This is a genomic window from uncultured Pseudacidovorax sp. (assembly GCF_913773995.1).
Lineage (GTDB): Bacteria > Pseudomonadota > Gammaproteobacteria > Burkholderiales > Burkholderiaceae_C > Xenophilus.
Window position 1 is genome coordinate 16,017 of record NZ_CAJYES010000135.1, and the last position, 17,357, is coordinate 33,373.

Annotated in this window: 16 protein-coding genes and 2 pseudogenes; 10 read left to right on the forward strand and 8 right to left on the reverse strand. The window is 70.1% G+C overall.

What is annotated here, in order from left to right:
* The first annotated feature begins 47 nt into the window (after nucleotides 1-47).
* The 7 genes from truA (at nucleotide 48) to QZ772_RS12750 (ending at nucleotide 9,617) form a co-directional block, all read left to right on the forward strand.
* Entirely contained in the window at nucleotides 48-860 is an 813-nt protein-coding gene (truA, locus tag QZ772_RS12720) for a tRNA pseudouridine(38-40) synthase TruA (RefSeq protein ID WP_295526700.1), read from the forward strand.
* A gap of 64 nt (nucleotides 861-924) precedes the next feature.
* Nucleotides 925-1,617, forward strand: a complete 693-nt coding sequence (locus tag QZ772_RS12725) for a phosphoribosylanthranilate isomerase (RefSeq protein WP_295526702.1) — start codon at nucleotides 925-927, stop codon at nucleotides 1,615-1,617.
* A 126-nt stretch (nucleotides 1,618-1,743) separates the two neighbouring features.
* Entirely contained in the window at nucleotides 1,744-3,000 is a 1,257-nt protein-coding gene (gene trpB / locus QZ772_RS12730; protein ID WP_295526730.1) for a tryptophan synthase subunit beta, read from the forward strand.
* On the forward strand, nucleotides 2,997-3,845 hold the full coding sequence (gene trpA / locus QZ772_RS12735; RefSeq protein ID WP_295526704.1) for a tryptophan synthase subunit alpha: 849 nt from the start codon (nucleotides 2,997-2,999) through the stop codon (nucleotides 3,843-3,845). The genes trpB and trpA overlap by 4 nt, the downstream gene beginning before the upstream one ends.
* A 136-nt stretch (nucleotides 3,846-3,981) precedes the next feature.
* Nucleotides 3,982-4,854: an acetyl-CoA carboxylase, carboxyltransferase subunit beta gene (accD, locus tag QZ772_RS12740; RefSeq protein ID WP_017761322.1), complete on the forward strand. Its 873-nt coding sequence runs from the start codon at nucleotides 3,982-3,984 to the stop codon at nucleotides 4,852-4,854.
* A gap of 167 nt (nucleotides 4,855-5,021) precedes the next feature.
* Nucleotides 5,022-7,115: a TonB-dependent siderophore receptor gene (locus QZ772_RS12745; protein ID WP_295526706.1), complete on the forward strand. Its 2,094-nt coding sequence runs from the start codon at nucleotides 5,022-5,024 to the stop codon at nucleotides 7,113-7,115.
* 18 nt (nucleotides 7,116-7,133) lie between these two features.
* A complete protein-coding gene (locus QZ772_RS12750; RefSeq protein ID WP_295526709.1) occupies nucleotides 7,134-9,617 on the forward strand; it encodes a sulfite reductase flavoprotein subunit alpha in 2,484 nt (827 codons plus the stop codon).
* Nucleotides 9,618-9,678: 61 nt separating this feature from the next.
* Here the strand turns inward: QZ772_RS12750 and QZ772_RS12755 are convergent, their stop codons facing one another.
* Complete coding sequence (locus tag QZ772_RS12755) at nucleotides 9,679-10,236, reverse strand: YggT family protein (RefSeq protein ID WP_114802590.1); 558 nt, start codon at nucleotides 10,234-10,236, stop codon at nucleotides 9,679-9,681.
* Between the two features lie 64 nt (nucleotides 10,237-10,300).
* Here QZ772_RS12755 and QZ772_RS12760 point away from each other — a divergent pair, with 64 nt between their 5' ends.
* Nucleotides 10,301-10,927 (forward strand): LON peptidase substrate-binding domain-containing protein, encoded by a 627-nt coding sequence (locus tag QZ772_RS12760; RefSeq protein ID WP_295526713.1) that lies wholly within the window; start codon nucleotides 10,301-10,303, stop codon nucleotides 10,925-10,927.
* Nucleotides 10,928-11,157: 230 nt separating this feature from the next.
* On the forward strand, nucleotides 11,158-12,696 hold the full coding sequence (gene lysS / locus QZ772_RS12765) for a lysine--tRNA ligase (protein WP_295526716.1): 1,539 nt from the start codon (nucleotides 11,158-11,160) through the stop codon (nucleotides 12,694-12,696).
* 38 nt (nucleotides 12,697-12,734) lie between these two features.
* Here lysS and QZ772_RS12770 read toward each other — a convergent pair whose 3' ends face one another.
* From QZ772_RS12770 to QZ772_RS12800, 7 genes and pseudogenes are all read right to left on the reverse strand, one after another.
* Complete coding sequence (locus QZ772_RS12770; protein WP_295526719.1) at nucleotides 12,735-12,968, reverse strand: DUF167 domain-containing protein; 234 nt, start codon at nucleotides 12,966-12,968, stop codon at nucleotides 12,735-12,737.
* 11 nt (nucleotides 12,969-12,979) lie between these two features.
* On the reverse strand, nucleotides 12,980-14,083 hold the full coding sequence (gene nagZ / locus QZ772_RS12775; RefSeq protein ID WP_295526722.1) for a beta-N-acetylhexosaminidase: 1,104 nt from the start codon (nucleotides 14,081-14,083) through the stop codon (nucleotides 12,980-12,982).
* Nucleotides 14,080-14,478 (reverse strand): holo-ACP synthase, encoded by a 399-nt coding sequence (acpS, locus tag QZ772_RS12780; RefSeq protein ID WP_295526724.1) that lies wholly within the window; start codon nucleotides 14,476-14,478, stop codon nucleotides 14,080-14,082. The genes nagZ and acpS overlap by 4 nt, the downstream gene beginning before the upstream one ends.
* The gene (locus QZ772_RS12785; RefSeq protein WP_295526726.1) at nucleotides 14,475-15,239 is read right to left on the reverse strand and encodes a pyridoxine 5'-phosphate synthase; all 765 of its coding nucleotides are present in this window, start codon (nucleotides 15,237-15,239) and stop codon (nucleotides 14,475-14,477) included. Before QZ772_RS12785 ends, acpS begins: the two co-directional genes overlap by 4 nt.
* A 58-nt stretch (nucleotides 15,240-15,297) precedes the next feature.
* Complete coding sequence (recO, locus tag QZ772_RS12790; protein WP_295526728.1) at nucleotides 15,298-16,077, reverse strand: DNA repair protein RecO; 780 nt, start codon at nucleotides 16,075-16,077, stop codon at nucleotides 15,298-15,300.
* A gap of 1 nt (nucleotide 16,078) precedes the next feature.
* Nucleotides 16,079-17,065 carry a GTPase Era gene (gene era / locus QZ772_RS12795; protein ID WP_295526732.1) on the reverse strand — a complete coding sequence of 329 codons (987 nt, stop codon included), beginning with the start codon at nucleotides 17,063-17,065 and terminating at the stop codon, nucleotides 16,079-16,081.
* 80 nt (nucleotides 17,066-17,145) lie between these two features.
* Nucleotides 17,146-17,250, reverse strand: a pseudogene (locus tag QZ772_RS12800) (ribonuclease III); the annotation flags it as partial.
* Here QZ772_RS12800 and QZ772_RS12805 point away from each other — a divergent pair.
* Nucleotides 17,243-17,357: pseudogene (locus QZ772_RS12805) on the forward strand (ribonuclease III); the annotation flags it as partial. The pseudogenes QZ772_RS12800 and QZ772_RS12805 overlap by 8 nt on opposite strands.

Genomic DNA, 17,357 nt, shown 5'->3' on the forward strand with positions numbered 1-17,357 from the left:
TTGTCGATCGACGCAGCTCACCCGTGCGCCGCAGGCGCACCGCGCGCATGAGGCTCGCGCTGGGCGTCCGCTACAACGGCCGCGCCTATGACGGCTGGCAGAGCCAGCCCTCCGGCCGCACGGTGCAGGACCAGCTGGAACGGGCCCTCGAACGCTTCGCGCAGCGGCGCATCGGCACGCTGTGCGCCGGCCGCACCGACGCCGGCGTGCACGGCTGGATGCAGGTGGTCCATTTCGACACCGACATCGAGCGCGTGCCCTTCTCCTGGGTGCGCGGACCGAACCGCTTCCTGCCGGAGGACATCGCCGTGCAGTGGGCGCAGCCGGTGCCCGACCGCTTCCACTGCCGCGCCGCGGCCCTCGGGCGGCGCTACCGTTATGTGCTGTCGCAGTCGCCGGTGCGGCCCAGCCTGGAGGCGGGCAAGGTGGGCTGGTCGATGCATGCGCTGGATGGCGAGGCCATGCGCGCCGCCGCCGCGCACCTGCTGGGCGAGCACGACTTCAGCTCATTCCGCGCTTCGGCGTGCCAGGCCAGATCGCCGGTCAAGACAGTGCGGCGCATCGCCATCGCGCGCGTGGGTACGGCAGAGCGCTGCCACTGGCACTTCGACTTCGAGGCCGACGCCTTCCTGCACCACATGATCCGCAACATCATGGGCTGCCTGGTGCGCGTGGGCCAGGGCCATGCGACACCCGACTGGTTGCGCGAGGTGCGCGACGCGCGCAGCCGGCAGGTGGCGGCGCCGACCTTCGCGGCCGACGGGCTGTACTTTCTTGGGCCGATGTACGACGCCGCATGGGGGCTTCCGCCCGAGGTCACCATGGGCGCGGAGCCTGGTGCCTGCGAGGACCTGCCCTGAACAGCGTCAGGCCGTCACCCCCTCTTGCCCCGTCACGCGCCCAGTTCCTCTGTCTGCACACGCCATGCCCCCTTCGTCCGCCACCTTCCGCACCCGCATCAAGATCTGCGGCCTCACGCGCGGGCAGGACGTGGACGCGGCCGTGGACGCGGGCGCCGATGCGGTGGGCTTCGTGCTGTATGCCAAAAGCCCGCGGGCCGTGACCGTGGAGCGCGCTGCCGAACTCGCCGGCCGGCTGCCGCCTTTCGTGGTGCCGGTGCTGCTCTTCGTTAATGAAGCGCCCGATCGGGTGCAGGCCGCGCTGGCGGCGGTGCCAGGTTCCATGGCCCAGTTCCATGGCGACGAGACACCCGAACTGTGCTGGCAATCCACGGGCGAGGGCCGCCACCGCTGGCTGCGCGCCGCCCGCATCCCCCTGGGGGCGGCAGGGGCCGGCTTCGACCTCTTAAACTACGCGGCTTCCTATTCCCAGGCCAGCGCCATCCTGCTCGACGCCCATGTCGACGGCTATGGCGGTGCCGGCAAGGTCTTCGATTGGTCACTCCTTCCAACCGCCGTCGACGCTCACCTCGTCTTGAGTGGTGGGCTCGCACCTGCAAACGTGGGCGATGGCATCGCGCTGCTGCGCCCGCGCTGCCGGTCGCTGTCGGTTGATGTGAGCTCGGGCGTCGAGACGGCCAAGGGCATCAAGGACGGCGACAAGATCCGCGAGTTCGTCGCCGCCGCGCGCGCGGCTGACGCCCTCCCCGCCCGCTGAGCCGGGGCCCCGGCGGCCCTCCGGCTGCACCACAGGACCTTGCCCGTCCTGGCCGGTGCGACCCCTCCTCATCGTTCTGCCGATGCCCAGCCCTGCACCGGCGCCATCTTCACGATCGCCATGAACATGCCCACCTATGCCCTGCCCGATGCCGCCGGCCACTTTGGCCCCTACGGCGGCAGCTTCGTCAGCGAGACGCTGACCCATGCCATCGCCGAACTGCGCGAGGCCTACGACCGCTACCGCGAAGACCCGGAGTTCCTCGCCGAGTTCGCCTACGAGCTGAAGCACTTCGTCGGCCGGCCCTCGCCCATCTACCACGCGGCCCGCACCAGCCGTGAGCTGGGCGGGGCGCAGATCTACCTCAAGCGCGAGGACCTCAACCACACCGGCGCCCACAAGATCAACAACGTGATCGGCCAGGCGATGCTGGCGCGCCGCATGGGCAAGCCACGGATCATTGCCGAGACGGGCGCCGGCCAGCACGGCGTGGCCACGGCCACCATCTGCGCCCGCTACGGGCTGGAATGCGTGGTCTACATGGGCAGCGAGGACGTCAAGCGCCAGAGCCCCAATGTCTACCGCATGAACCTGCTGGGCGCCACCGTGGTGCCGGTCGAATCCGGCAGCCGTACCCTCAAGGACGCGCTCAACGAGGCCATGCGCGACTGGGTGACGAACGTGGAGAACACCTTTTACATCATCGGCACGGTGGCGGGCCCGCATCCCTACCCGGCCATGGTGCGCGACTTCCAGAGCGTGATCGGCAAGGAGTGCCTGGAGCAGATGCCCTCGATGCTCCCGGGCGAAGGCAGCCAGCCCGACGTGGTGGTGGCCTGCGTGGGCGGCGGCAGCAATGCGATGGGCATCTTCCATCCCTACATCCCCTATGAGCAGGTGAAGCTGGTGGGCGTGGAAGCCGCCGGCGAGGGCCTGGACAGCGGCAAGCATTCGGCCTCGATCCAGCGTGGCAGCCCCGGCGTGCTGCACGGCAACCGCACCTACATCCTGCAGAACGAGGACGGCCAGATCACCGAGACGCACAGCATCAGTGCCGGCCTGGACTATCCCGGCGTCGGGCCCGAGCATGCCTACCTGGCCGACATCCGCCGCGCCGAGTACGTCGGCGTGACCGACGCCGAGGCGCTGGCCGCCTTCCACCACCTGTGCCGCGCCGAAGGCATCATCCCGGCGCTCGAATCGAGCCATGCGGTGGCCTACGCCATGAAGCTCGCCAAGACGATGCGGCCCGACCAGTCCATTCTGGTCAACCTGTCCGGCCGCGGCGACAAGGACATCGGCACCGTGGCCGATCTGTCGGGCGTGGACTTCTACGACCGCCCCTCCATGCGTGGCCTCTCGGTGAAGGGGGGCAAGCAATGAGCAGCACGAACACCACGCCGGACAGCCGGCGCATCGCGTCCACCTTCGCGCGCCTGAAGGACCAAGGCCGCAAGGCGCTGATCCCCTACGTGACCGCCGGCTTCCCGCAGGCCGACATCACGCCCGCGCTGATGCACGCCATGGTCGCGGCCGGTGCCGACGTGATCGAGCTGGGCGTGCCCTTCTCCGACCCCATGGCCGATGGTCCCGTGATCCAAAAGGCCGGTGAGGCCGCACTGGCGATGGGGGTCGGCATGGCGCAGGTGCTGGCCATGGTGGCCGAGTTCCGCAGCCAGGACACGACGACGCCCGTGGTGCTGATGGGCTATGCCAACCCGGTGGAACGCTACGACCTCAAGCATGGCGTCGGCGCCTTCGTGCGCGACGCCGCAGCGGCCGGCGTGGACGGCGTGCTGATCGTCGACTACCCGCCCGAGGAATGCGAAGCCTTCGCCGCCGACCTGCGCGCGCACGGCATGGACCTGATCTTCCTGCTCGCGCCCACCAGCACCGATGCGCGCATGGCTCAGGTGGCGCGCGTGGCCAGCGGCTATGTCTACTACGTCTCGCTCAAGGGCGTGACCGGGGCCGGGCACCTAGACACCGGTGCCGTCGAGCAGATGCTGCCGCGCATCCGCCAGCATGTGACGGTGCCGGTGGGCGTGGGTTTCGGCATCCGCGACGCGCAGACGGCACAGGCCGTGGGCCGCACTGCCGATGCGGTGGTGATCGGCACGCGGATCATCCAGTTGCTGGAAGGCCAGCCCCGAGAGGCGGCGCTGACCGCGGCCGGCGAATTCCTGCGCGGCATCCGCACCGCGCTGGACGCGCTGCCCGCCCGCTGACGGCCTGCCGGCCGAAAGCTGGATAATCCGTCCCCTCGTTCCCCGCCCTGCCCGGCCGCCGCGCCCGGCAGGTGCCGCGGACAGGCGGCTTGGCCGCCCGGTCCGCTCCCTTCGCACAGAACTCGGACGCACACCCATGAGCTGGCTCGAAAAACTCCTCCCCCCCAAGATCGCGCCCACCGACCCCGGTGCCCGGCGCCAGATGCCCGAGGGCCTGTGGATCAAGTGCCCGAGCTGCGAAACGGTGCTCTACAAGACGGACCTGGAGCAGAACCAGAACGTCTGCCCCAGCTGCAGCCACCACCACCGCATCGGCGCCCGCGCGCGGCTCGACGCCTTCCTCGATGCAGAGGGCCGCTACGAACTGGGCCAGGAAGTGCTGCCGGTCGACGCCCTCAAGTTCAAGGACAGCCGCAAGTACCCCGAGCGCCTGAAGGAAGCCCTGGAGTCCACCGGCGAGACCGACGCCCTGGTGGTGATGGGCGGCTCGGTACTCAACATCGGCGTGGTCGCCGCCTGCTTCGAATTCGAGTTCATGGGCGGCTCCATGGGTTCGGTGGTCGGCGAGCGCTTCGTGCGCGGCGTCGAGACCGCCATCGAGCAGAAGGTGCCCTTCATCTGCTTCACGGCCACCGGCGGCGCCCGCATGCAGGAAGGCCTGCTGTCGCTGATGCAGATGGCCAAGACCAACGCCGCCCTCACCCGCCTGGCCAAGAAGGGCCTGCCGTACATCAGCGTGCTGACCGACCCGACCATGGGTGGTGTCTCTGCCGGCTTCGCCTTCGTGGGCGACGTGGTGATCGCCGAGCCCAAGGCGCTGATCGGCTTCGCCGGGCCGCGCGTGATCGAGTCCACTGTGCGAGTGAAGCTGCCCGCCGGCTTCCAGCGCGCCGAGTTCCTGCAGGAAAAGGGTGCAGTCGACTTCATCAGCGACCGCCGCGAGCTGCGCAAGACCATCGCCAGCGTGCTGGCCATGCTCACGCGCCAGCCAGCCGACGCCGTCGGCTGATTGCCCTTCGCTGTCCGGCCCTGGGCGGCCGGGCCGTGGTGCGGTTGCGACAGCGGTCACGAACATGAGAAAAGTTCTCATTAGCAAGGCAGAATAGGGTTTTCACCAGTTCGCCACCAGCGCGCCCCGGCGCGCTTTTTTGTGGCCGCTCCCCGGCCTGCCTGCTCATGAGAAGACTGCTTCCTGTCGCCGCCGTCCTGGCGCTGCCGCTGCCCTGCGCCGTGCTGGCCCAGACGACCCTGGACACCGTGGACGTGCGGGCCGACCGCAGCAACGGCTTCGTTGCCAACACGGTGGAGGCAGGCACCTTCCGCGGCGGGCAGCTGATGGACGTACCCGCGACGGTCAATGCCGTCACCAGTGCGGTCATCGAGTTGCAGGCGGCCGACAGCGTCTACGACGTGCTGCGCAACACCGCCGGCGTCACGCGCCAGCAAAACGGCGGCGACACCTTCGACCAGTTGGTGATCCGCGGCATCGGCGTCGAGAACCGGACCAACTACCGCCTCAACGGCTCGCTGGCCATTCCCAACATCTCCGAGATCCCGATGGAGAACAAGGAGCGGGTCGAGGTGCTCAAGGGCGCCTCGGCGCTGTACTACGGCTTCACCTCGCCGGCCGGCATCGTCAACTTCGTGACCAAGCGGGCCGGCGCGGCGCCGGTGACCAGCGTGGGCGTGCGCGTCGACAACCACGGCGAGGCGCAGGGCCTCGTGGACATCGGCCGCCGCTTCGGCGAAGGCGATCAGTTCGGCGTGCGCATCAATGCCGCAGGCGGCAGCCTCGGCTCGGCCATCGGCGGCGTGGACGGCAACCGGCAGATGCAGTCGCTGGCCTTCGACTGGCGCGTGAACTCGCAGCTGACCCTTAAGGCCGACGTCGAGCACTACCAAAAGCGCATCGTCGAACAGGCCGGCATCGGCCGGCCAGCAGCGGTTAATGGCGTGATCACGCTGCCCGCGCTACCGGACCCCACCAAGCTGCTCGGCCCGACCTTCGCGCCCTTCGTCGCCGAAGTCACCAACCAGCAACTGCGCGCCGACTATTCGATCAACAGCGACTGGGCGCTGATGGTGGAAGCAGGCCGCTCGGACGCCGAGCGCGACCGCGGCCTCGGCACCGTCAGCAACTACAACGTCAGCACCGGCCGCGGGCGCATCACCGGCAACGTGCAGCACCTTGAACAGACCTCGCAGCTGCTGCGCACCGAGCTCTTCGGCACCTTCCAGACCGGCGACGTCCAGCACGAACTGACCCTGGGCGTCGCACGCGCCGACAAGAGCCAGGCGCCGATCTACAGCCGCAACTACGGCAATGCCAACACGGTGCAGAACCTGTACAACCCGGTGCCGATCGGACCGCTGGCGCTCAGCAACCGCACAGTGGTGCCCACGACCGGCTTCCAGGACAGCAGCGACCTGGGCCTGTACGCGCTGGACCGCATCGTGTTCTCGCCCGAGTGGCAGTTGGTGGCCGGCGTGCGCCACACCCGCTACCAGAGCGTGCAGGGCGCCAGCACCACGCTGCCGGTGATCAGCTACGACGTGGACGAGACTTCGCCGCTGCTGGCTTTGACCTACAAGTTCACACCCGACCTGGCCATCTACGGCTCCTATTCCCAGGGCGTGGAGGAAGGCGACACCGCCCCCGCCGGCACCGCCAACCAGAACCAGCGCCTCGCCCCCGGCGTGAGCAAGCAGCAGGAACTGGGCCTGCGCTGGCAGGCGCCCAACGGCACGATGTTCTCGGCCGCCGTCTTCGACATCGACCGGCCCGGCAGCTACACCAACAGTGCCAACACCTTCGTGGGCGACGGACGGCAGGTCTACCGCGGCCTGGAACTCTCGGCCCAAGGGCAGCTCACGAAGCGGCTGGCCTGGCAGGCCTCCGGCCAATGGCTGAACGCGGCCTTCCGCGACATCAACGCCCAGTACAACGGCAAGATGCCCGAGAACACGGCACGCCGGACGGCCAGCCTGTTCCTGTCGTACGACATCGCGGGCGTTCCGGGCCTGTCGGTCAACGGGGGTGCCTACTACACGGGGCGCCGTCCCATCGACGATCTGAACCGGGGATTCATCGGCCGCTACACCCTGTTCGACGTCGGTGCGCGCTACGTGACCCAGCTCTTCGGCAGGCGCACCCAGTTCCAGCTGAATGTGGAGAACGCCAGCGACAGGCGCTACTGGTCCGCCGCCGGCACGCGGCTGGCCGTGGGCACGCCGCGCACCGTGAAGGCCTCGCTGAAGGTCGACCTGTGAGCGCCTTGGAGGGCTGACATGCGCTGGACCTGGCGGCAGATCCTCTTCCAGCTGCACTGGTTGGCCGGCATCACGGCCGGTACGCTGCTGGCGGTCATCGGCACCAGCGGTGCGCTACTGGCCTACCGCGCGGAGATCGTCGAGGCGCTGAACCCGGCGTTCTTCCAGCGCCAGCCGCCGGTGCCGGGCGCTGCGCCGCTCACGCCCGCTGCGCTGGTGGCGGCGGTGAAGGCTCGCGATCCCGAGGCGCATGTGCAGGTCCTCACGCTGCGCGACCAGCCGGGCTGGCCGGTGCGCGTCGGTCTGGCACCCTCGGCCGGCCAGCGCCGCGGCGTGCAGCACTGGCTGGACCCCTGGAGCGCCGCGCCGCTGCCCGAGCCGCAGGGCGACGCGTTCTTCGAGACCCTCGAATCCCTGCACCGGTGGCTGCTCCTTCCGCGCGACATCGGCAAACCGGTGACCGGCGTGCTGGCGACGGCGCTGCTGCTGCTGGCCGTCTCGGGCCTGGTGCTGCGCTGGCCACGCCGGGCGCTCGACTGGCGCGCCTGGCTGCGGGTGGACTTGCGCCTGCGCGGCCGCGCCCTGCTCTGGAACCTGCATGCGGTGGCGGGCACGCTGGCGCTGCTGTGCTACCTGGTATCGGGGTTGACGGGCGTGTACTGGGGCTTCGATGCGGTGCGCGCCGCGGTGGACGGCGCCGCCGGCGAGGGTCAGGCGGCCCGCATGCAGCGCAGCGGCGGCGCACCGGGCGCCCCGTCAGGGCCCCCCGCCGCGACGAGCGCCATGGCGCAGGCCAGAGGCACGTCGGCCGCCGCAGGGGCGGGTGGTGCCACGCGTGCCGCGCCCGATCTGGACCGGCTCTGGCAGGGCTTCCTGCGCGCTTCCGAGGGCAACTGGCAATTGGTGACGCTGCGCCTGCCCGCCCGCGCCGCGCCGCGCGTCGAAGTCACCTACCTGCGCCGCGACGCCGAGCATGAACGTGCCCGCAACCGGCTCTACCTCGATGCCGCCACCGGCGAGCCGGTCGAGCATCGCCGCTATGCCGAGCTGAGTGCGCCGGCCCGGCTGATCAACAGCATCTATCCGCTGCACATGGGCAGCTTCTGGGGTCCGCTCGGACGGGTGGTGATGGTGCTGGCCAGCGCCGGGCTCCTGCTCTTCGCCGTGACGGGCTGGCTGTTGTACCTGCGTCGGCGGCGCGAGGCCGCAGCGGCGCGGCGGGCGCGACAGGCCTCGCTGACTGCAGCTCGCGGCAGCGCGATTCCCCAGCCCGGCGGCCTGCTGGTCACCTTCGCCACCCAGACCGGCCATGCGGAACGGCTCGCCTGGCAGACCGCCGCCGCCCTGGGCGCGGCTGGCGTGCCGGCCACCGTCCGGCCGCTGCAGGCGCTGGCTCCGACGGACTTGGCCCGTCACCCGCGCGTGCTCATCGTGGCCAGCAGCTATGGCGATGGCGAACCGCCCGACGCGGCCCGCGCCTTCGCACGGCGGCTGATCACCATGAACGCCCCGCTGGCGCCAGCCCCCGCCTTCGGCCTGCTCGCCCTGGGCAACCGCCAGTACGGCACCTTCTGCGGCTTCGGCCATGCGCTGGACGGCCATCTGCGCCGGCTGGGCGCAAGGTCGTTGTTCCCCCTGGTGGAAATGGACGAGGCCGATGCACAGGCCCTGACCCGCTGGCGCGCGGAAGTGGGCGCAGCCTTCGGCGTGGCGCTGGACGACGAAGCGGCCGGTCCCGGTCTGGCTGCGCCCGACTGTCTCACGGCCACGCTCCTGCAACGCACGCACCTCAACCCGGGCAGCCTCGGCTCCGCGCTGTTCGAGCTGCAACTGGCGGTGCCCGCAGGCGTCGAGTGGCATGCCGGCGCAATCGTGGAGATCGAAGCCCCCACGCCCGGGGAGCCGCCCCGCCGCTATTCCGTCGCCTCGGTGCCGGCCGATGGCCACCTGAGCCTGCTCGTTCGCCAGCGCGCGCTGGACGACGGGCGCCTGGGCCTCATGTCCAGCTGGCTGACCCTGCAGACCCAGCCCGGCGCGCCTCTGAAGCTGCGACTGGTGGACAACCCGGGCTTTCGGCTGATCGACGACGACCGGCCTTGCATCTTCATCGGCAACGGCTCGGGCTTCGCAGGCCTGCGCGGCCATCTGCGCGAACGGGCGCGGCGCGGCCACGGGCGCAACTGGCTGGTCTTCGGCGAGCGGCATCCGGACCACGACGCCTTCTTCGCCGACGACGTGCAGGGCTGGCAGGCCCGCGGCCTGCTCGCGCGGGTGGACCTCGCTTGGTCACGCGTGGCGCCCACAGGCCGCCATGTCCAGGACGCGCTGCGCGACGGGGGCGAGAACCTGCGTCACTGGGTGGACGACGGCGCCGTGATCTATGTCTGCGGCAGCCTGGCGGGCATGGCCCAGGGCGTGGACGCCGCGCTGCGCGAGTTGCTGGGCAACCCGGCGGTGGAGGCCCTGCTCATGGAAGGCCGGCTGCGGCGCGACGTCTATTGAGCCTTTGCCAGGGCGGCCACCGATGCGCTCGCCTGCAAAGGGGCGGCGCCGGTGCCATGAATCAGCGCCCGATGCCGTAGATGCCCACCAGCAGGTTGCCCAGCACCATCGCCACGATCTGCAGCAGCACGATGGCCACGAGCGGCGACAGGTCGACGCCGCCGATCAACGGCACCACGCGACGGATGGGCCGCACCAGCGGCTCGGCCAGGCGCTGCACCAGGTCGTGCAGCACGGGGGATGCGCCGGGGATCCACGACAGCACCGCATAGACGATCAGCAACGCCGTCAGCCCCGACACCGCCAGCTGCAGCAGCCCGAACAGCGACAGCAGCGGCAGCGCCACCGGCCGCAGGCCCCCGGCCAGCAGCATCAGCAGCAGGTACTTGAGCATGACGATCAGCCAGGCCGCCACCAGGCTGGCCAGATCCCAGCGGCCCGCCGCCGGCAGGATGCGGCGCAAGGGCAGCACGATCCAGTCGGTCAATGCGAAGACGAAACGCCCCAGCGGATTGCCGAAGGGCACGCGGTGCAGCTGCATGTACAGGCGCAGCAGGCAGGCGCCGCCCAGCAGGCCGGCGATGACGTCCAGCAGGAACGAGGGGATCTGGTAGAGCATCGGCAGGGCTGGCAGGAGGGGCAGGAAGGGAGTGCGATGATAGCCACGCACTTTCGACCCGATCATGTCCGAAGCCCCCGCCTCCCTGCCGCTTTTCCCCCTCGGTACCGTGCTCTTTCCGGGCGGGCTGCTGCCGCTGCGGATCTTCGAGCTGCGCTACCTGCAGATGATCGGCGAGTGCCACAAGACGGGCGCGCCCTTCGGCGTGGTCGGGCTGATGCGGGGTGCGGAAGTGCGTGCCGCCGGCGCAGCGCCCGAGGTCTTCGGTGACATGGGCACCCTCGCCACCATCCGCCACCTGGAGTCGCCCCAGTCCGGCCTGCTCGTCATCGAATGCGTGGGCACCGAACGCTTTCGCATCCTGGAGCGCCGGCAACAGGCCAACGGCCTGTGGACGGCCCGCACGGAGATGCTGCCACCCGAAGCCCGCGTGCCGGTGCCCGACGACCTACGCGGGGTGGCCGATGCGCTGCGCCAGTTCGCCGACTCCCTGCGCCAGCGCGGTGGCGCGCTTCCCCTGGGAGAGCCCCTGGATTACGACGACTGCGCCTGGGTGGCCAACCGCTGGTGCGAGCTGCTGCCCCTGCCCTCGGAAATGCGCCAGCGCCTGCTGGCACTGGACAGCCCGCTGGTGCGACTGGAGCTGGTGGGCGATCTGCTGGCGCAGACGCGCATCTCGGGCCAGCGCTGAGCGAACCACGCGGGCCACATCCCCGCCAGGCCTCTGCGAGCGCACAGGCTGTGTTTCAACGCCGCCTCCGCAGCGCGCACGCCGCGTTGCACAACGCGGCCCGCTAAAATCGCTCGCCGCGCTGCACCGGGCCCACGGCCCGGCGACCCTCGCGCCACTCCCCCTGACAGCTGCCCTCTCTCCGGTCGCCCCCGCGCCCGGCGGCGGCCTCCAACTGCACGACGCCCTCCATGTCCGACCTCACCACGCCGGCCGCTGCCGCCCCTTCCGTTGACGACAACCAGCTGATCGCCGAGCGCCGCGAGAAACTGAAGGCGCTGCGGGCCGGCCAGGCCGAAGGCCGCGGTGTCGCCTTCCCCAACGACTTCAAGCCGGCCGACCGCGCCGACGCCCTGCTCGCCGCGCACGGCGAGACGGCCGCAGAAGCGCTCGAAGCCACGCCGGTGGCCGCGAGCGTCGGCGGCCGCATGATGCTCAAGCGCGTGATGGGCAAGGCCAGCTTCGCCACGCTGCAGGACGCCACCGGCCGCATCCAGCTCTACGTCACCCGCGACGCCCTGGGCGAAGAGGCCTATGCCGACTTCAAGAAGTGGGACCTGGGCGACATCGTCGGTGCCGAAGGCACGCTGATGAAGACCAAGACCGGCGAACTGTCGATCAAGGTCAGCCGCCTGCGCCTGCTGACCAAGAGCCTGCGACCGCTGCCGGACAAGTTCCACGGCATGAGCGACCAGGAGCAGAAGTACCGCCAGCGCTACGTCGACCTGATCACCGACGAGGCCGCCCGCACCCGCTTCGCCGCCCGCAGCAAGGCCGTGAGCGGCATCCGCGAGTTCATGGTGAGCCATGGCTTCCTGGAGGTGGAGACGCCCATGCTCCATCCCATTCCCGGCGGCGCCAATGCCAAGCCCTTCGTCACGCACCACAACGCGCTGGACCAGGAGATGTACCTGCGCATCGCGCCGGAGCTCTACCTCAAGCGCCTGATCGTGGGCGGCTTCGAGCGCGTGTTCGAGATCAACCGCAACTTCCGCAACGAAGGCATCTCGGTCCGGCACAACCCCGAGTTCACGATGATGGAGTTCTACGCGGCCTACTGGAACTACCGCGACCTGATGGACTTCACCGAAGCGCTGATCCGTGACGCCGCCACCAAGGCCGTGGGCACGCTGCAGCTGACCTACCAGGGCAAGCCGGTGGACCTGGTCGCGCCCTTCGAGCGCTTGACCATCCGCGAGGCCATCGTCAAGCACACCGAGGCCGGCGACAACGTGGACAGCCGCGACTGGCTGATCGCCGCGCTGCGCAAGCTGGGCATGAGCGAAGAAAAGGACCGCCTGGCTGGCCGCACCCTGGCCAGCCTGCAGGTGCTGTACTTCGAGGAAGTGGTCGAAGAGAAGCTCTGGCAGCCCACCTTCATCATGGAGCACCCGACCGAGATCTCGCCCCTGGCCCGCGCCAACGACGAGCGGCCTGAGGTGACCGAGCGCTTCGAGCTCTACATCACCGGCCGCGAGTTCGGCAACGGCTTCTCGGAGCTGAACGACGCCGAGGACCAGGCCGCCCGCTTCAACGCCCAGGTGGCCGCCAAGGACAGCGGCGACGACGAGGCGATGTACTTCGACCACGACTTCGTGCGCGCGCTGGAGTACGGCATGCCCCCCACCGGCGGCTGCGGCATCGGCATCGACCGCTTCATGATGCTGCTGACCGACTCGCCCAGCATCCGCGACGTGATCCTGTTCCCGGCACTGCGGCGCGAGGGCTGAACGGGCCTGTCGGGGCTGGCGCGGCGGCCTGGCCGCTCTCAGCCCTGATTCACCTTCACCAGCTTCATCCGCCCGCCCGCGCCGGCGTGAATGTCGACGGCCGCCTTGGCCACGCCCAGTTGTTTCGCCACCAGGGCGATCAGCTCGGCATTGGCCTTGCCGTCCACCGGCGGCGACTTGAGCTGGGCCAGCCAGGTGCCGTCTTCCTGCTGCACCAGCGTGCTCGCCCGGGCGTTGGGCTTGACCTTCACCTGCAGCATCGTGGTCGCCATGGGCCGCGTTCTCAGACGGTGGCGGGAAGCAGCGCGCGGGCGTGGCGGTAGCCTGCATCGCCCATCAACGCTTCCCAGCCAAGGGCTTCGCCCCGCGGCAACAGGGCACGTCGGCGGGCTTCGCGTTCGGGCGACGGCGCGAGTTCGCCGCGTGCCTGCGCCTGCGTCATTGCCTCAAGGAATTCGTCCAGCACCGCGCCGCCGTTCAGGCTCTGATTGCACAGCAGCGCCAAGTCGCAGCCGGCCTGCAGCGCCTGCAGCGCCGCCTGAGCCCGCGTCAGCAGCCGGCCTTCGAGATGGCGAGCACCTTCCATGCTGAGGTCGTCGCTGATGACCGCGCCGGTGAAGCCCAGGCGCTGGCGCAGCACGTCCTGCAGCCACCGAGATGAGAAACCCGCAGGCCGCGCGTCGACGGCGGGATAGACGACATGCGCCGGCATCACCGCCGCCAGGCTCGCACTGAGCCAGCGATAGGGTGCGGCGTCGTCGGCCAGGATCTCCTCCAGGCCACGCGGGTCGACCGGCACGGCCACGTGCGAATCGGCCGCCGCGAAGCCGTGGCCGGGGAAATGCTTGCCGCAGTGGGCCATGCCAGCATCGCGCAGGCCGTGCATCACCGCCCGGGCGAGCGCTGCGACGACGGCGGGGTCGCGGTGGAAGCTGCGGTTGCCGATGACGGCGCTGCGCGAGGCCGGCGTCTCGCCCGCTGCGGCGTCGGCATGGTCCAGGTCCAGCACCGGCGCGAAGGAGAAGCCGATGCCGCAGGCCCGCAGCTCCGCCGCCAGCACCTGGCCGAGTGCTGCAGCGGCGTTCAGCGCGCGCTGTGGACCATCGCCGCCCGACTGCCACAGCATGCCCAGCGCACGCATCGACGGCAGCACCGTGAAGCCGTCCGTGCGGAAGCGCTGCACGCGGCCGCCTTCATGGTCCACGGCAATCAACAGGTCGGGGCGCAGCGCCTGGATTTCGGCCGAGAGCGCCGTGATCTGCGCCCGGCTCTCGAAGTTGCGGCTGAAGTAGATGCAGCCGCCCACGAGCGGGTGCTGCAGGCGGCGCCGGTCATCGGCCGTGAGGGTGGTGCCGGCGACGTCGATGATGAGCGGGGAATCGGTCATGGGGCCTGCCTCTCGACCACCACGAAGCTGGCCGCGTAGTCGGCCTCATCGGTGACGGTCACATGCGCCGACAGCCCCTGCGCCTCGAACCAGCTCTTGAGCGGATCGTGCAGCGCGATGTAGGGCTTGCCGCTGCGGTCGTTGAGGATCTCGCACAGGCGCCAGCTCATGGGCATGCGCATGCCCAGCCCGATGGCCTTGCTGAAGGCCTCCTTGGCGGAGAAGCGGGTGGCGAGGTAGCGCATGCCGCGCGCCGGCCAGCGGCTGGCACGCTGGCGCCAGATGAGCAGTTCGGCATCACCCAGCACGCGCTCGGCGAACCGGTCGCCCTGCCGGCCGACGGTGGCTTCGATGCGACGGATGTCGCACAGGTCGGTGCCGATGCCGTGGATCACGAGGCAGCCGCGTCGATGCAGCGCAGGTAGGCGCGCGTGGTGGCTTCGTAGCCGGCTTCGAGCGCGTCGGCGACGAAGGCATGGCCGATGGACACCTCCTTGACCTGCGGCACGGCGCGCAGGAAATCCGTGAGGTTGTCCTGGCTCAGGTCGTGGCCCGCGTTGACTTCCAGGCCCACCGCCTGCGCGGCCTGGGCGGCGGCGGCGTAGCGCGCCAGCACGGCGTCCGCATCCGGCCGGCCGCGGGACGCTGCATAGCCTTCGGTGTAGAGCTCGACACGGTCGGCTCCCACGGCGCGGGCCGCGGCCATCATCTCGGGCGCAGGATCCATGAACAGGCTCACGCGCACGTCGAGGGCCTTCGCCTCGGCGATCAGCGGGCGCAGGCGCTCGGCATCCTGCGGGAAGGTCCAGCCGTGGTCGCTGGTGAACTGGTCTTCGCTGTCGGGCACGAAGGTGGCCTGATGGGGTCGCAGTTCGCGCACGAAGTCCATCAGGTTGTGGAAGGGGTTGCCTTCGATGTTGAACTCGACGCCCGGCCAGTCCTGCTTCAGCAGCGCGTGCAGTTCGTGCACGTCGTCCGCGCGGATGTGGCGGGCGTCCGGCCGCGGATGCACGGTGATGCCGTGCGCCCCGGCCTGCAGGCACAGCGTGGCCGCGCGGGCGACGCTCGGAATGCCCAGGTGGCGGGTGTTGCGCAGCAGCGCGACCTTGTTGACGTTGACGGACAGTGCCGTGCGGGAGGAAGTGGCGGTGTTCACGGATGGACCTTCGGCTTGGCCTGGATGGCGAACGTTGCGACCGGTGGCCGGACGCGCCTCACAGATCCTGCAGGTCGCGCATCATCTGCCGGGTGCGCAGCTGGGCGACGCCGCAATGGTAGTGGAGCAGTTGGCGCAGCTGGCCGCGCAACGCACCGCTGGCGCCGGTCGACAGCTCGGCCACGGCACGCAGCGTGCGGGTGAAGGGAGCCGGATCGGCCAGCGCACGCTGCAGCGACTGCCAGCCTTCGGCAGCGAGCGCGGCGGGCTCGTCCTCGCCGGCCTCGCGGAGCCCGGCCTCGGGCACCAGCAGGTAGCGGCCGCCCGGCGTGAGCGGGCTCAGCGTGAGGGTCTGGACATCCAGGTCGGGCAGGAAGCCGGTCTCGCGCAGCAGCAGCAGCTCGAAGGCCCGCAGCGCCGAAGCCTGCACCGCCTGCTGAGAGGACGGGTCGTGCGGCGTGCCCAACACCTGCACCACGGCCGCATAGGCATCGAACAGCGCCGGGTGCGCATCCTCGCGCGCCAGCAGGCGCAGCAGCAGCTCGTTCAGGTAGTAGCCCGACATCAGCGCATCGCCGGTCGGCATGACATGGCCACCCATCCACTCGGCGGACTTGAGCGTGCGCACCTCGGCATCGCCGCCGAAGGCCAGCTGCAGCGGCTGCAGCGGCAGCAGCACCGGCCGGAAGTTGGAACTCGGCCGCTTCGCCCCCTTGGCCACCAGCGCGATGCGCCCGTGGTGGCGGGTGAACACCTCCAGGATCAGGCTGGACTCGCTCCAGTCGTAGCGGTGCAGCACGAAGGCGGGTTCATGCGCGACCCGGCGGCTGGTCGCCACGTCACTCGTAGCCGAAGCTTTTCACGCGGGCTTCGTCGTCGGCCCAGCCGGAGCGCACCTTCACCCACAGCTCGATGAACACCTTGGCGCCCATCAGCTTCTCCAGTTCCTGGCGCGTCTCCATGCCGATGCGCTTGATGCGCTCGCCCTTGTCGCCGATCACCATGGCCTTGTGGCCGTCACGCTCCACCACGATGGTGGCGGCGATCTTGACCAGACGCTTGTGGCCCTTCTTCTGCGGCGGCTCTTCCTCGAACTTGTCGACCACCACCGTGGAGGTGTAGGGCAGTTCGTCGCCGGTCAGGCGGAACAGCTTCTCGCGCACCGTTTCGCCGGCCAGGAACTTCTCGCTGCGGTCGGTCAGCTCCTCGGCGTCATACCACCAGTTCTGCTCGGGCAGGTACTTGGCGCAGATGGCGAACAGGCGCTCGATGTCCTTCGCGTTCTTGGCCGACATGGGCACAAACTCGGCGAAGCGGTCCTGCGCCTCGCCGCCGTGCTCGCGCTGCATCTGCTGCAGCCAGGGGGCCAGGTCGGCACGGCGCAGAACGGTGTCGAGCTTGTTGGCGATCAGCAGCACGGGGATGTTGCGGTCGAGCAGACCCAGCACCTTGGCATCCGCCGACGTGAAACGGCCGGCCTCGACGACGAAGAGGATCAGGTCGACGTCGGCCACCGCGCCCAGCACCGTCTTGTTGAGCGAGCGGTTGAGCGCATTGGCATGCCGGGTCTGGAAGCCGGGCGTGTCGACGAACACGAACTGGGTGCCACCGGGGCCCTCGGCATCGGCCACGGTGCGGATGCCGGTGATGCGATGGCGCGTGGTCTGGGCCTTGCGGGAGGTGATGCTGATCTTCTGGCCCACCAGCGCATTCATCAGCGTGGACTTGCCGACGTTGGGCTTGCCGACGATGGCCACCAGCCCGCAACGCTGGCCCGGGATGGGCTCGGCCTGAACGCCCGCGGGCAGCGGCGGCATGGGGGGCATGTCGGGCACCGGATCGTGGTCGGGCGCGGAAGGGACGTCGGGAAGGTCGTTGTGCTCGTTCATGACAGCAAGAGGGAGATTCAGCGGCCGCGGGTCTTCAGGCGCTGCAGCATGGTGGCGGCCGCCGCCTGCTCACCGGCCCGTCGGGAGCCGCCGCTGCCGCGCTCGACCAGACCCAGTTCCGGCGCCGCGCACAAGCAGACCTTCGAAGTCGAGTGCGAGGTGCCGGAACTGGGTCTGGTCGAGCGCGGCAGCGGCGGCTCCCGACGGGCCGGTGAGCAGGCGGCGGCCG